The following is a 13,707-nucleotide window of genomic DNA, read 5'->3' as shown; positions in this document are numbered from 1 at the left end:
CGAAAGCGCATACCTGACCCCATCATTTAATTGGATTCCAATGCCAAAGCGGCACACCACGACTCGCCGCGCGAGCCCTGGGACAAAATTTTCAGCGAACGCCCGCTGTCTTGCGGGCTAATGGTAATGGTCAGGTCGGGCTTTGGCAAAAAGCCTGCACCCTTCTGGGGCCATTCGATCAGGCACAGCGCGTCGTCTTCGAAGTAGTCGCGGATACCGAGGTACTCCAGTTCTTCCGGATCAACCAGTCGATAGAGGTCGAAATGGAAGGCCCGGATGTCGCCGATTTCGTAAGGCTCGACCAGGGTGAACGTCGGACTTTTTACCGCCCCCACATGCCCCAGGCCACGGATAATGCCCCGTGACAGCGTGGTTTTCCCCGCCCCCAGATCGCCTTCCAGAAAAATCAGACCGTGCCCTTGGGTGGTTTGTGCGATGCGTGCGCCAAATGCGGTCATCGCCTCTTCATCGGCCAGGTACAGGGTTACTTCAGACACGGTGCTTGCTCCTCCAACAACTGACGAATGGCTGGGATCAGATCACTGGCCGCCAGCCCGCGGCCCGATTTACCTTGTTGCTCGCCGGCATTGGCGTGCAGCCAGACCGCCAGACAAGCAGCGTTGAACGCGTCCATGCCCTGGGCCAGCAACGCGCCGACCAGACCGGCCAGCACATCACCCAAACCCGCGGTGGCCATGGCCGGATGCCCTTGATGAGACAACGCCAGGCGCCCGTCGGGGCTGGCGATCAGACTGCCGGCGCCTTTAAGAATCACAACAGCTGTATATTTTTTGCTCAATGCATGAGCTGCCGCCGGGCGATCAGCCTGGACTTCGGCGGTGCTGATCCCCAGCAACCGCGCCGCTTCACCCGGATGCGGCGTGATCACGCAGTCCTTGGGCAAGCTCACATGGTTTGAAGCCAGCAAATTCAACGCATCGGCATCCCAGACTTGCGGCAACGGCGCGTTGGCCGCCGCCGACAAAAGACTGCGCCCCCAGGCAGCCTGACCCAGGCCCGGGCCGACCACCAACACGGAAACCTTTTGCAGCAGCCCCATCAGTTGATTGGCCGAGGAAGTGCCCAACACCATCGCTTCAGGAATTCTCGCCAACGCCGCAGGCACATGTTCACTGCGTGTGGCCACGGACACCATGCCCGCACCACTGCGCAAAGCGCTCTGCGCGCTCAGTAGAATGGCACCGCCGAAGCCACGATCACCGCCGATCAGCAAGACGTGACCGAACTTGCCTTTATGGGCGGTTGGCGCGCGGCCTGCCAGACGCGGCAAATTACCGGCTGTCAGGCGCCGTGCATCAATGTCGACCCCGTTAAACGACTCGGCGCTGGCTTGCAGATCGTTGAACACCAGCTCGCCGACCACATCCGCCGCGTCACCCGTGAACAATCCCACCTTCAAGGCAATGTAGGTCACGGTCAGATCAGCTCGGACAGCCGTGCCCAATATGCGCCCCGTATCGGCGCACAAACCCGAAGGGATATCCACCGCCGCCACCGGCAGTCCACTGGCGTTGATTGCGGTGATCGCGCTGGCGAAGGGCTCTCGCACTTCGCCGGTCAAACCGGTACCGAGCAAGGCGTCGAGCACAATTCCACGCAATTCCGACTGCGCAGTGAAGGCTTGAACCGCAATGCCCTCGGACACCGCCTCGGCATGGGCCAGCGCCGCGTCCCCCTGCAAACGCTGGGGATCGCCAGCCGCCAAGACCCGGACATGCCAACCGGCACGTCGCGCCAGCACCGCCACCAGATAACCGTCACCGGCGTTATTGCCGCGACCGGCCACGACGGTCAATTCATTCGCCGACGGCCACTGACGGACGAGTCCACGCCAGGTCGCTCGCGCTGCACGCTGCATCAATTCGAAGCCCGGCGTGCCGGCCGCGATCAGATTCGCATCGAGGGCTCGCACGTGCGCGGCGCTGTACAGCGCGTCGGGTAAATCATCTTTAGTGTGCGGCATGCGTCTTCGGGCTCCGATGTCTGGCAGAATTATACGCACCTCAGCTCCGGTTTCTCTCGCCTCATGCCCGCTATTACTACAGACCTGCCCGCCCTCGCCCAATCCATCAAGGACTGGGGCCGCGAGCTGGGCTTTCAGCAAGTCGGCATCAGCGGCCTCGACCTGGCCGAGCATGAGCAGCACCTGGAGCGCTGGCTGGCGGCCGGCTACCACGGCGAAATGGATTACATGGGCGCCCACGGCAGCAAACGCTCGCATCCCGAAGAGCTTGTCCCCGGTACGTTGCGCGTAGTTTCCCTGCGCATGGACTACCTGCCCGGCGATACCCAAATGGCGCAATTGCTGGCCCAACCGGAAAAAGCCTACGTATCGCGTTATGCCTTGGGCCGCGATTACCACAAATTGATCCGTAAACGTGTGCAACAACTGGCAGAAAAAATTCAGGCGGTCATCGGGCCGTTCGGCTACCGCGCCTTCGTCGACAGCGCGCCGGTGCTGGAAAAGGCCATTGCAGAAAAGGCCGGCCTGGGCTGGATCGGCAAAAACACCCTGGTGTTGAATCGCAAGGCCGGCAGTTACTTCTTTCTCAGCGAACTCTTTGTCGATCTGCCGCTGCCGGTCGATCCACCGCACAGCACCGAACATTGCGGGCGCTGCACTGCGTGCCTGGACATTTGCCCGACCAACGCCTTCGTCGGCCCCTATGTGCTGGACGCCCGGCGCTGCATTTCTTACCTGACCATCGAACTGAAAAGCGCGATCCCTGAAGACTTGCGCCCGTTGATCGGCAACCGGGTGTTCGGTTGCGATGACTGCCAGATTGTCTGCCCGTGGAACCGCTTCGCTCGCCCGTCCGGCGAAAGCGACTTCAAGCCACGGCATAACCTGGACAACGCCGAACTGGCCGAACTGTTCATGTGGGATGAGGACAGGTTCCTCAGCAGCACCGAAGGCTCACCATTGCGCCGTGCCGGTTACGAGCGTTGGTTGCGTAACCTCGCCGTGGGGCTAGGGAACGCACCCTCGAGCATTCCGGTGCTGGAAGCGTTGAAAGCGCGGCGCGACTATCCGTCGGAGCTGGTGCGGGAACACGTCGAGTGGGCGCTGAAACAACACGCCGAGCGTCAGGCTTCGTCGTTATAAACGAATTTCGGCATTTCCCAGTGGAAACGAATCGCCAGCAACCGCAACAGGAAACCGCCAAACAACGTGATCAAAATCGCCTGTTCGCCGGGTAATTGCAGGTAGATGCACAGCATGTAGCACCACGCCGCAGCGAACGAGACGCTGGCGTAGAGTTCGCGGCGGAAGATCAGCGGGATGTCGTTGCAGAAGATGTCGCGCAGGATGCCGCCGAACACCCCGGTGATCACGCCGCTGACCGAGGCCACCAGCATGCCGTGACCCATTTCCAGGGCGGTCATGCAGCCGATCAGGGTGAATGCCACCAGCCCCACGGCGTCGAGCACCAGAAACAGTGAGCGCAAGTGACGCATCCAGCGCGCAGCGAAAACCGTGAACATGGCTGCAATCGATGTCAGCACCAGGTATTCCGGGTGTTTAACCCACGTCAGCGGGTAGTGACCGAGCAGCACGTCGCGCACCGAACCGCCGCCCAACGCCGTAATGCAGGCGATCAGCACCACACCAAACCAGTCCATGCCGCGACGACCAGCGGACAGGGCACCGGTCATGGCTTCGGCGGTGATGGCGATCAGGTAGAGCATCAGCAACATGGTGGCGGTCCTTGCAGAAAGGCGCGCAGTCTAGCCATTTAGTCCCGGCACCAAAAGAGGGCAAGAGAACGCATTACACGCAACCTGTGGCGAGGGAGCTTGCTCCCGCTGGAGCGCGAAGCGCTCCCCGGCATTCTTCCAGTCACACCGCATTTGCAGGTTTTACGACTGCTTCGCAGCCGAGCGGGAGCAAGCTCCCTCGCCACAAAGGCCCGACACCCTTCAGAACTTGATGAAATGCTTGCGGTAGTGCTGCAACTCGGCGATGGATTCGCGGATGTCGTCCAGGGCCAGGTGGGTGCTGCCTTTCTTGAAGCTGTCGCGCACGTCCGGTGCCCAGCGTGCGGCCAGCTCTTTCAGGGTCGACACGTCGAGGTTGCGGTAGTGGAAGTAGCTTTCCAGGGATTTCATGTGGGTATAAAGGAAGCGACGGTCCTGGCAGATGCTGTTGCCACAGATCGGCGACTTGCCCTTTGGCACCCATTTCTCCAGAAAGGCAATGGTCTCGGCCTCGGCTTCGGCCATGCTGATGCGGCTGTCGCGCACCCGTTGGGTCAGGCCCGAGCCGCCGTGTTGACGGGTGTTCCACTCGTCCATGCCGGCGAGGATCTCGTCGCTGTGGTGAATGGCGATCACCGGCCCTTCGGCCAAGGTGTTCAGGTCACTGTCGGTGACAATGGTCGCCATTTCGATGATGACGTCGGTATCAGGGTTCAGACCGGTCATTTCCAGGTCGATCCAGATCAGATTCTGCGGGTTTTGCATGTGTCGGCTCCTAGGCAATGCTGCGCAGTTTAGCCTAGGGCGGCGCCCGGGCGTGCTAAACTCGCGGCCGTTTTACCTAATCGCTGCATTCTTGATACGGAACACCCATGGCCAAACGCCAACTCAATCGTCGTCAAAACTGGCGCATCGAAAAGATCCAAGGTGAACGCGCTGCCCGCGCCGCCAAACGCGAGTCCTCGGCTGTCGAGGCACTTGAGGGCGGCGACCTGGGTCCGGAACAGACGGGCCTGGTGATCGCGCACTTCGGTGTGCAGGTCGAAGTCGAAGCCCTTGAGGGCGAACTGGCCGGCGAAGTGTTCCGCTGCCATTTGCGCGCCAACCTGCCGGCGCTGGTGACCGGTGATCAGGTGGTCTGGCGTGCCGGCAACCAAGGCATCGGGGTAATCGTGGCGCAGCTGCCGCGTAAAACCGAACTTTGCCGTCCGGACAGCCGTGGCCAGCTCAAACCCGTTGCGGCCAACGTCGATATGATCGTCATCGTCTTCGCCCCGCTGCCCGAGCCGCACGCGAACCTGATCGACCGTTACCTGGTCGCTGCTGAGCACGCCGGGATTCGTCCGCTGCTGCTGCTCAACAAGTTCGACCTGATCGACGAGCAGAACGCCCCGGCGCTGAATGCCTTGCTGGCGGTTTACCGCACGCTGGGTTACCCGGTGCTGGAGGTCTCGGCGCACCACGGCAACGGCATGGAACAGCTGCAGAAGCAGCTGGACGGACGCATCAGCGTATTCGTCGGCCAGTCCGGCGTCGGCAAGTCCTCGCTGGTCAACAGCCTGCTGCCGGAAGTCGAAGCCCGTGTCGGCCCGCTGTCCGAGCTGTCCGGCCAGGGCACCCACACCACCACGACCGCGCGGTTGTTCCACTTCCCCGGTGGCGGTGAGTTGATCGACTCCCCGGGTATCCGCGAATTCGGTCTGGGCCACGTCAGCCGTGCCGACGTCGAAGCCGGTTTCATCGAGTTCAACGACTTGATCGGCACCTGCCGCTTCCGCGACTGCAAGCACGACCGCGAGCCGGGTTGTGCCCTGCTCAAGGCGCTGGAAGAAGGCCGCGTGCAGCAGCAACGGATGAACAGCTATCGCTCGATCATCGCCAGCCTGCCCGAAACCAGTTATTAAGTAGCCGTGATCATGTTCGTGATGCCACGAACATGATCCATGGGCGGCCGTTACCGCAGAAATGGATATGTACACCGCCCCCCCGTCGCCTGACACAAAGCCTTCGCGAGCAGGCTCGCTCCCACAGGGACTATGTCCACGCTAAAAATGCAGTGACGTCCAAACCCGTGAAAGCCGCACAAAAAAGCCGACATCTCTGTCGGCTTGATTGTTATGGGTCACTGCTTCGGCGGCTCCGCCGGTTTCGGTGCCGGGTCTTCGAAGATATTCAATCGCTCACGAAGCTCATGGGCCGGCAGCGGTTGTTTATCCGCCGGCAATGCGTTCGGATCGATCGGCGTGGCCGGCACTTCGCCCGGACCTCCCTGCCCTTGCGTTGGCGCAGGTGCCGGTTCAGCGCCTTGCGAACCTTCGATGGCGCGTTGGGCCTTTTTGGTCAGCACCACGATGTCGATCCGGCGATTGACCGGGTTGAACGGGTTCTCGCGATCGAACAGCGCCGACGAGGCATAACCGACCACCCGCGCCACTTGCTGATCCGGATAGCTGCCGGCGACCAGGGCACGGCGGGCGGCGTTGGCACGGTTGGCTGAGAGTTCCCAGTTACCAAAATCACCGGTGCCCGAGTACGGCTTGGCATCGGTGTGGCCGCTGATGCTGATCTTGTTCGGCACCGCTTTGATGGTGTCGGCCATGGCCAGCAGGATGTCTTCGAAATACGGTTTCAGACGCGCTGAGCCTGAGTCGAACATCGGCCGGTTTTCCGCGTCCATGATCTGGATGCGCAAGCCGTCCTGTGTGATTTCGAACAGGATCTGGTCCTTGAATTTTTGCAGCTGCGGGTTTTCATCGACCTTGTTCTGCAATTCTTGCAGCAACAGTTCCAGGCGTTCCTTCTCCACCTGTTCGGCCATGCCTTCGACCTGGTCGGTGTCGACGGTGACTCGGTCCGGCTGCGGCTGAGACTTCACCTCAGGGTTGAGGGTGTTCTCCGGCGCCAGGGTCGGGGAGCCGCCCAGATCGATGATGTATGGCGTGCCGCTTTCGGAAAAACCGACCGGGTCCTTGAAGTAACCGGCGATGGCAATCTTCTGTTCCGGCGTGGCGGTGGACAGCAACCACAGCACCAGGAAGAACGCCATCATCGCCGTCGCGAAGTCCGCGAAGGCGATTTTCCAGGAGCCCCCGTGATGTCCGGCCGCGTATTTTTTTACGCGTTTGATGATTATCGGCTGGTTGTTTTCCATGACTTAGCGACCGCGAACCGCTTGTTCCAGCTCAGCGAAGCTAGGACGGTGCGCCGGGTACAAAACCTTGCGGCCGAATTCCACTGCCAGCGATGGCGGCATGCCGGAAGCCGAAGCAACCAGCGAAGCCTTGATGGCTTCGTAGACGTTCAGCTCTTCCTTGGCTTCGTGGGCCAGGGCATGGGCCAGCGGGCCGAAGAAGCCGTAGGCGGCGAGAATACCGAAGAAAGTACCTACCAGTGCCGCACCCACGTGTAAGCCGATCATTTTCTGATCGCTTTCACCCAGGGAGGCCATGGTCACCACGATACCCAATACGGCCGCGACAATACCGAAGCCAGGCATGGCGTCGGCGATGCCGTTCACGGCGTGGGACGGGTGATCGAGGTCTTCCTTGAGGCTGGTCAGTTCCATGTCGAACAGACCTTCGAGCTCATGGGGCGCCATGTTGCCGGAGGACATGATGCGCAGGTAATCGCAGATGTAGGCGGTCATGCGGTCATCTTTCAGAACCGCAGGGTACTTGGCGAAGATCGGGCTCGCGGCGGCGTCTTCGATGTCGCCTTCGATCGCCATCATGCCTTCGCGGCGGCTCTTGTTGAGGATCTCGTAGATCAGGCCCAGCACTTCCAGATAGAACGTGTGGTTGAAGCGCGAGCTGAACATCCCCAAGGCTTTCTTGAGAACGAGTTTGAACATGTGACCTGGGTTGGCCTGCAGGAATGCACCGAGGGCCGCACCACCGATAATCAACACCTCGAAAGGTTGAATCAGGGCGGCAATCTTGCCGTGGGAAAGCACGTATCCGCCGAGCACGCTCGCGAATACGACGATGATGCCGATTATTTTAGCCATAGGTAGGAGAGCACTTACTGAGTCGGGTTCAAGGTCATATTCGGAAGTTAAAAAATCTCTTCTTCTACTTATCGGCAAAACTGCGCCAGACTATAGCCAGTTCAAGCGAAAAGCTAATTTAGCCCTCTCTGGGCATAGGTAATGCAGACGATGATCACGTCCAACCATGGCTAACGAAACGAACACCCCGATCCCAAAACCAACCACTCTTGAAGGCTGGGTCAAGCTTCTCGATGGCGTGCGTCTGCCGGTTCCGCAAGACAGTCACGACCGTGTCTGCAAGGCCCTCGCCGACAACCGCAGCTCGATTCGCGACATCGCCGAATTGTTGCAGGACAGCCCGGCCCTGGCCTTGAGCGTGATTCGTGAAGCCAATCGTCATACCCACGGCAGCATGACCGACCCGGCGGAAAACCTTGAGGTGGCGATCAATCGTCTCGGGTTGAAACGCACCGAGGAATTGCTCGCCCGGTTGCCTGCCGAACCGCAATCACAGATCCCGGTGGCGTTGCGTCAGATACAGATGATCAGCCAGCACGCGACCCAACAGGCCAACGGTTTTTTTGCCGCTCGCCTGGCGCGGCTCTGGCAGGACATCCACTGGGGCAGCCTGCTGTTTCTCTCGCCGCTCTGGCCGATGGCGTTGACTCATCCGCAGTTGCTCGAAGAATGGGAACTGCGGGTCATTCATAAAGGCGAGTCAGCGCGCAAAGTCGAAAAGGACCTGTTCGGCGTTCGCCTGCTGGACATCTGCCAGGCGCTGGTGGACATCTGGCGCCTGCCAATCTGGGTGCAGCAAGGTTATCGCCTGCTGCTCAACGAGCAGCGCGAACTGGTCAAAGTCCTGCGTATTGCCCGGGACAGCGAGCATCCCTTGCGCCAGCAAAATCGCCTCGATGACGATCCGACCTTGCGTCGTTGGCTCAACCAACCGGCCAATACCGTGTTGCTGGCCAATGGGCTGGCACTGTCGGCGCAACAGGCCTGGGACAGCCCGCACAGCGAGCGCTGGCAATACCTGACCAGCCTTTACCTGCAAATGCCGATGAGCGACGTGCAGCAGCAACTGCATCAACAAGCCGTGAACAGCGCGCACCAGCACGCCATGCCGGACATCTGGCACCCCGCCGTAGCGTTGATCTGGCCCTCGGGCGTGAACCGCATTCACGCCGGGTTGCTGCCGGCACCAGCGCCGACCACCGAAAACCTGACGGCATGGCGTAGACAATGTGCTGAACTGCTGGTTGAGCCGAGCCGCTTCACCAATGCGATGCACTTGACCACGTCGGCCCGGGACGCACTGGTCGCATGCGGTATGCGTCGAGTGATGATATTGATGGCTGACCGCACTCACGCCAATTTGCGTGCGCATCAAACAGCCGGGCTGGCGAAGGAAGCGGCGGGGCTAAACCTGGTCGTGAGTCAGAGCACCGTGCTGCAACGGTTGCTCTCGCAACAGGCCCAGGTGCGATTGACCCCGGCCAACAACGCCCAGTTCTCGGCGCTGCTACCCGCCAGCCTGCGTGCGCAGTTTCGCGGCGAACACCTGCTGCTGCGCTCGCTGGTCAACAATGGTCGGGTGATCATGGTCGTTGTGGCGGATCAGGGCGGCGGGCCATTCTCGGAAATCACCGTGCAAGCCTTCGGTAAAACCGCGCAGTGCATTGAAAAGGCACTCCATAGCTTTAGCCAGCGCGGTCAATGAATGCTGCGCTACAATCCTCCCTTTTGTGCTCTGGAGACCTCACATGTCTGACTTCTCTGGCTTGGCGCTGGTCATCGAGCCGAGTGACTTGCTCCCTCGCCTTGAGTCCCGCGAACTGATTCTGGTGGACCTGACCAGCAGTGCCCGCTATACCGAAGGGCATATTCCCGGTGCACGCTTTGTCGATCCCAAACGCACACAACTCGGCCAGACGCCTGCGCCTGGGCTGATGCCGCCGCAAGCGGCACTCGAAACGTTGTTCGGTGAGTTGGGACATAACGCCAATGCCACCTACGTGGTCTATGACGACGAAGGCGGCGGCTGGGCCGGGCGCTTTATCTGGCTGCTCGATGTCATCGGCCATCGCAACTACCACTATCTCGACGGCGGCCTGACAGCCTGGCTGGCGGAAGGCATGCCCATGTCGATCCAGATCCCGGCCCCCGCTGGCGGCCCGGTGGCGTTGACCCTGCACGACGAGCCGACCGCCACCCGCGAATACCTGCAAAGCCGTCTCGGTGCCGCCGACCTGGCGATCTGGGACGCGCGCGGCCCACTGGAATACTCCGGCGAGAAAGTCCTGGCAGCCAAGGCCGGGCACATTCCCGGCGCGGTGAATTTCGAATGGACGGCCGGCATGGATCAAGCGCGCAACCTGCGCATCCGCACGGACATGCCGCAGATCCTGGAACAACTCGGTATCACCAAAGACAAAGAAGTCATTACCCACTGCCAGACTCACCATCGCTCTGGCTTCACTTATCTGGTGGCCAAATCCCTCGGTTATCCGCGGGTCAAAGGCTACGCCGGCTCCTGGGGCGAATGGGGCAACCACCCCGATACGCCCGTAGAGATTTAAGGTTTTTAAGGACAGTCCATGAATAAGCGTTTGTTTATCCTCAGCCAATACCTGCTGCCTCACCACTTGCTCTCGCGACTGGCCGGCTGCATTGCCGAATGCCGCGTGCGTTGGTTCAAGAATGCCTTTACCGCCTGGTTCGCCAAGCGCTATCAGGTGGACATGTCCCAGGCGCTGGTCGAAGACCTGACGGCTTACGAGCACTTCAACGCGTTCTTCACCCGTGCCTTGAAAGACGGCGCTCGCCCGCTCGATGAAACCCCGGGCGCCATTCTCAGCCCGGCCGACGGTGCGGTCAGCCAACTCGGCCCGATTGAACATGGCCGCGTGTTCCAGGCCAAGGGCCACAGTTTCAGCGTGCTGGAATTGCTGGGCGGTGATGCCGCCAATGCTGCGCCGTTCATGGGCGGCGACTTTGCGACGATTTACCTGTCGCCGAAAGACTACCACCGCGTGCACATGCCGCTGGCCGGCACCCTGCGCGAGATGGTCTACATCCCGGGCCGGATTTTCTCGGTCAACCAGACCACCGCCGAAAACGTGCCGGAACTGTTTGCCCGCAACGAACGTGTGGCGTGCATTTTCGACACCGAGCGCGGGCCGATGGCCGTGGTGCTGGTGGGCGCGATGATCGTGGCGTCGATTGAAACCGTGTGGGCCGGGCTGGTGACACCGCCGAAACGCGAGCTGAAAACCTTCCGTTACGACGAAGCCGCCCGCGCGCCAATCCATCTGGAAAAAGGTGCGGAACTGGGTCGCTTCAAGCTGGGTTCGACCGCTGTGGTGCTGTTCGGGCCGGATCAGGTGAAGTGGGCTGAAGGGCTCGGCGCCCTGTCGCCAGTACAAATGGGCCAGGCGCTGGGCCTGCCAGCAGCCTGATTGGCTAATCCGCCCCATCGAACGTCTTCGAAGGGGCGGACATTTCGGTAGCGCCGTTACTCTATCTGCCCACGAAAGCCGATCGGCCCTTCGTTGGCGTAGGTATTGGTGCCACTGAGGTTTTTCCCTCCATCACTGGAGGTGACGCTCAACGCCACAACGTTCTGATTATCACGGCCGCCGATGACCCACTTGCCACCCGGATGCCATGGAGCGTCGTTGCCGCCCCACTGATTTTCCACGTTGTACTGGTTCTGGCCCGTGCGCTGAGCCTTGAAGCCAATGGGACCTTCACCCGCGTAAGTCATGGTGCCGGTGAAGCTCTTCCCGCCATCGCCCGATTTGATCTCGATCGCGACCACGTTCTGGTTGTCCCTCGCACCCAACGTCCAGTCTCCGCCCGGATGCCAGGGTGCCGAACTACCGCCCCATTGATTTGCCACTACGTATCTAGACATGAACCTCATCTCCTTGAAGTTACAAGAGACCTGCCCTGCGTAGGCAGCAGGCCGCACGACCGTGCGTATCCAGTCGCACGTGTGTCAGATTAGTAGTACGCCCGGGCAGCACTCGACTGACAGACAAACGGTCGACATCCGTAACTGCTACAGTCAGATCATTCACTGCCCATTTCCCGGTTGGAGTTTTTCTACGGCATGAATGAAACCAGCCCTCACCTGCTGCTACGCGCCCCGATCCCGGCTCAATTGCGCCTGACATTCTGTGAACCGACGCCACGCGACCTCAAGCGCTGGATCGCCAACCTGCCCAAAGCAAACATCGGTGAAACCGCTCGCCTGCTCTATCAAGGCTTGAGCGAACTCAACCAGCTGCTCACCCCCAGCGACAATCGCCTGCAACTGCTCGAACTGTTGCGACCCGAGGTGTATTACGTCTGCAAACACCTTGAACGGCATTTCCTGCACCAGGCGATAGTGCTCGACGAGCGTTCGCGCAAGATCGCCAACCTCTGCCAAGCCCTGCAAAATCATTTGGCGATTGGTTACAAACAGATCGTCGTGCGCATCACCCCGCGCTTCAGCAAGGACCGAGCATCGCTGCTGACCCAAGCGTTACAGCGGGCGATCCATTGCCTAAACGGGCCGCTGATTCGCTCGACTCAACTGTATTGCCCGGTACCGGAAGGCCTGTGGCTGGAGCTGCATCAGCTGTATCGGATCGCCTGCGCACTCAAACTCCAGCACCTGAGCCTGCGCGATGAGTTGGCCAGCCAGACCAAAACCCTGAGCGTCGAACAGACTTATGTAACCGCCCTGCTGCTGGGCGCGTCCCGCTGCAATCAACTGCGCCAGAACCAGATCGCCCGGCTCGCCGAGGTCTTGGAGCCCTGGAGCCAATGGATAAAGTTGCAACCCGGCCAACCCGCAGACGGATTGTTTGCCGTCGCGGCGGACCTCGACACCGGGCCGCGCTATCGTTCGAAATTCAGGGCCGAGCAGCAGGCCGGTTTGCTGGGGATTGATCCGCAGCCGCTGGTCGCCGCCATCGAAGCGCATCTGCAAGGCAATGACGGCACACCGCCGCTGCCGGTACCGACCGGGCTCAGCCTGGATACCCTGCAACACCTGCACGCTGCCTGGGGCCAGGCGGCCGAGCGCAGTTTTCAGCGCACGGTTGGCCAAGGCACCTTGACCTTGTGTGTGGGCATGAGCGCATTGCACTTCTACCTGGGCGGGCAACGTTCGTTCAGCGATATTCTGAAAAACCCCGGTACTCGACTCGCGCAGTTCTCGGCAGCGTCCCCGACGAACCAGGGAAAGGACCAATGGCACCACGCGTTCGACGCCGCCCCCCACGGCAGCGCCGATACCTTGCTGCCCTACGAAGAAATTGAATACCCGCACCTCCAGAGCGACGACGGCCAGGAGGCGGCCGATAACAATCGGCACTTTCCGACTTACGCCCTGCCGGTCATCAACCACAGCCCCGGCGGTTATTGCCTGGCGTGGCCCGACGCGGTGCCCGCCGAGTTGCAGGCTGGCGAAATGATCGGCATCCAGGACTCTGCCAATCAGGGCTGGAGTATTGCGGTGGTGCGCTGGATTCGTCAGGTGCGCGGCGGCGGGACGCAAATGGGGATCGAGCAGGTCGCGCCTTACGCCGAGCCTTGCGGGCTGCAACTGGTGCGAACGCGGGACGACCACAGTCAATATCTGCGCGGCCTGTTGCTGCCGGAAATCAGCGCCATCGACCTGCCCGCCACGTTGCTCGCTCCGCGCCTGCCCTTTCAGGAAGGCAGCAAAGTGCTGATCAACACCAACGGCCAGGAACGCCGCGCCGGGCTGGATCGGCGGGTGGCGAGCACCAACAGCTTCAATCAGTTTGCCTACCGTTCGCTGGAGGCGAGCAGAAACGACAACGCCGCGGGGAGCGGCGTCGAGGAGGATTTCGATTCGTTGTGGAAGTCGCTCTGAGGGTGAATCCAATACCTGTGGCGAGGGAGCTTGCTCCCGTATGGACTGCGTAGCAGTCCTTTTTCGGGGCCGCTTCGCAGCCCAGCGGGACGGTGCGGCGATC

13 protein-coding genes are annotated in these 13,707 nt (G+C 61.0%); 6 read left to right on the top strand and 7 right to left on the bottom strand.

The window, feature by feature from the left end:
* Positions 1-26: 26 nt before the first annotated feature.
* Together tsaE and JIO00_RS02580 are read right to left on the bottom strand one after the other, a co-directional pair.
* Entirely contained in the window at positions 27-497 is a 471-nt protein-coding gene (gene tsaE, locus JIO00_RS02585) for a tRNA (adenosine(37)-N6)-threonylcarbamoyltransferase complex ATPase subunit type 1 TsaE (protein WP_077750238.1), read from the bottom strand.
* Complete coding sequence (locus JIO00_RS02580) at positions 485-1,984, bottom strand: bifunctional ADP-dependent NAD(P)H-hydrate dehydratase/NAD(P)H-hydrate epimerase (RefSeq protein ID WP_010464202.1); 1,500 nt, start codon at positions 1,982-1,984, stop codon at positions 485-487. The genes tsaE and JIO00_RS02580 overlap by 13 nt, the downstream gene beginning before the upstream one ends.
* A 63-nt stretch (positions 1,985-2,047) precedes the next feature.
* Here JIO00_RS02580 and queG point away from each other — a divergent pair, with 63 nt between their 5' ends.
* Positions 2,048-3,127, top strand: a complete 1,080-nt coding sequence (gene queG / locus JIO00_RS02575) for a tRNA epoxyqueuosine(34) reductase QueG (protein ID WP_083375176.1) — start codon at positions 2,048-2,050, stop codon at positions 3,125-3,127.
* Here the strand turns inward: queG and JIO00_RS02570 are convergent.
* Both JIO00_RS02570 and orn read right to left on the bottom strand, forming a co-directional pair.
* Positions 3,109-3,720: a trimeric intracellular cation channel family protein gene (locus tag JIO00_RS02570; RefSeq protein ID WP_007945604.1), complete on the bottom strand. Its 612-nt coding sequence runs from the start codon at positions 3,718-3,720 to the stop codon at positions 3,109-3,111. The genes queG and JIO00_RS02570 overlap by 19 nt on opposite strands.
* Positions 3,721-3,942: 222 nt before the next feature.
* The gene (orn, locus tag JIO00_RS02565) at positions 3,943-4,485 is read right to left on the bottom strand and encodes an oligoribonuclease (RefSeq protein WP_007995036.1); all 543 of its coding nucleotides are present in this window, start codon (positions 4,483-4,485) and stop codon (positions 3,943-3,945) included.
* A gap of 107 nt (positions 4,486-4,592) precedes the next feature.
* Between orn and rsgA the strand changes: the two genes are divergently transcribed.
* Positions 4,593-5,624, top strand: coding sequence for a small ribosomal subunit biogenesis GTPase RsgA (gene rsgA, locus JIO00_RS02560; RefSeq protein WP_010464204.1), 1,032 nt, complete (start codon positions 4,593-4,595; stop codon positions 5,622-5,624).
* Positions 5,625-5,842: 218 nt separating this feature from the next.
* Here the strand turns inward: rsgA and motB are convergent, their stop codons facing one another.
* Positions 5,843-6,871, bottom strand: coding sequence for a flagellar motor protein MotB (gene motB / locus JIO00_RS02555; protein ID WP_200667564.1), 1,029 nt, complete (start codon positions 6,869-6,871; stop codon positions 5,843-5,845).
* Positions 6,872-6,874: 3 nt separating this feature from the next.
* Positions 6,875-7,726 (bottom strand): flagellar motor stator protein MotA, encoded by an 852-nt coding sequence (motA, locus tag JIO00_RS02550; RefSeq protein WP_077750234.1) that lies wholly within the window; start codon positions 7,724-7,726, stop codon positions 6,875-6,877.
* Positions 7,727-7,892: 166 nt separating this feature from the next.
* On the opposite strand from motA, the gene JIO00_RS02545 reads away from it, so the two are divergent.
* Genes JIO00_RS02545 through asd form a run of 3 tightly spaced genes read left to right on the top strand, consistent with a single transcriptional unit; the run spans position 7,893 to position 11,169 of the window.
* Positions 7,893-9,431: an HDOD domain-containing protein gene (locus JIO00_RS02545; protein ID WP_200667563.1), complete on the top strand. Its 1,539-nt coding sequence runs from the start codon at positions 7,893-7,895 to the stop codon at positions 9,429-9,431.
* A gap of 43 nt (positions 9,432-9,474) precedes the next feature.
* Positions 9,475-10,290 (top strand): rhodanese-like domain-containing protein, encoded by an 816-nt coding sequence (locus JIO00_RS02540; protein WP_200667562.1) that lies wholly within the window; start codon positions 9,475-9,477, stop codon positions 10,288-10,290.
* 18 nt (positions 10,291-10,308) lie between these two features.
* Complete coding sequence (gene asd / locus JIO00_RS02535; RefSeq protein WP_010464219.1) at positions 10,309-11,169, top strand: archaetidylserine decarboxylase; 861 nt, start codon at positions 10,309-10,311, stop codon at positions 11,167-11,169.
* A 56-nt stretch (positions 11,170-11,225) separates the two neighbouring features.
* Here the strand turns inward: asd and JIO00_RS02530 are convergent, their stop codons facing one another.
* Entirely contained in the window at positions 11,226-11,627 is a 402-nt protein-coding gene (locus tag JIO00_RS02530; protein WP_042932429.1) for a lectin OAA family protein, read from the bottom strand.
* Between the two features lie 198 nt (positions 11,628-11,825).
* Between JIO00_RS02530 and JIO00_RS02525 the strand changes: the two genes are divergently transcribed.
* Entirely contained in the window at positions 11,826-13,604 is a 1,779-nt protein-coding gene (locus tag JIO00_RS02525) for a molecular chaperone (protein WP_200667561.1), read from the top strand.
* Positions 13,605-13,707 lie beyond the last annotated feature (103 nt).

Origin of the sequence: Pseudomonas sp. SW-3, assembly GCF_016615645.1 — a bacterium.
GTDB lineage: Bacteria > Pseudomonadota > Gammaproteobacteria > Pseudomonadales > Pseudomonadaceae > Aquipseudomonas > Aquipseudomonas mandelii.
Note: the sequence above shows the minus strand (reverse complement) of the source record. Positions and strands in the feature narration are given on the sequence as shown.

Bases quoted from the DNA above. Each gene is read 5' to 3' on its own strand.
- JIO00_RS02580 (WP_010464202.1), bottom strand. From the start codon at position 1,984: ATGCCGCACACTAAAGATGATTTACCCGACGCGCTGTACAGCGCCGCG.
- queG (WP_083375176.1), top strand. From the start codon at position 2,048: ATGCCCGCTATTACTACAGACCTGCCCGCCCTCGCCCAATCCATCAAG.
- JIO00_RS02570 (WP_007945604.1), bottom strand. From the start codon at position 3,720: ATGTTGCTGATGCTCTACCTGATCGCCATCACCGCCGAAGCCATGACC.
- orn (WP_007995036.1), bottom strand. From the start codon at position 4,485: ATGCAAAACCCGCAGAATCTGATCTGGATCGACCTGGAAATGACCGGT.
- rsgA (WP_010464204.1), top strand. From the start codon at position 4,593: ATGGCCAAACGCCAACTCAATCGTCGTCAAAACTGGCGCATCGAAAAG.
- motB (WP_200667564.1), bottom strand. From the start codon at position 6,871: ATGGAAAACAACCAGCCGATAATCATCAAACGCGTAAAAAAATACGCG.
- motA (WP_077750234.1), bottom strand. From the start codon at position 7,726: ATGGCTAAAATAATCGGCATCATCGTCGTATTCGCGAGCGTGCTCGGC.
- JIO00_RS02545 (WP_200667563.1), top strand. From the start codon at position 7,893: ATGGCTAACGAAACGAACACCCCGATCCCAAAACCAACCACTCTTGAA.
- JIO00_RS02540 (WP_200667562.1), top strand. From the start codon at position 9,475: ATGTCTGACTTCTCTGGCTTGGCGCTGGTCATCGAGCCGAGTGACTTG.
- asd (WP_010464219.1), top strand. From the start codon at position 10,309: ATGAATAAGCGTTTGTTTATCCTCAGCCAATACCTGCTGCCTCACCAC.
- JIO00_RS02530 (WP_042932429.1), bottom strand. From the start codon at position 11,627: ATGTCTAGATACGTAGTGGCAAATCAATGGGGCGGTAGTTCGGCACCC.
- JIO00_RS02525 (WP_200667561.1), top strand. From the start codon at position 11,826: ATGAATGAAACCAGCCCTCACCTGCTGCTACGCGCCCCGATCCCGGCT.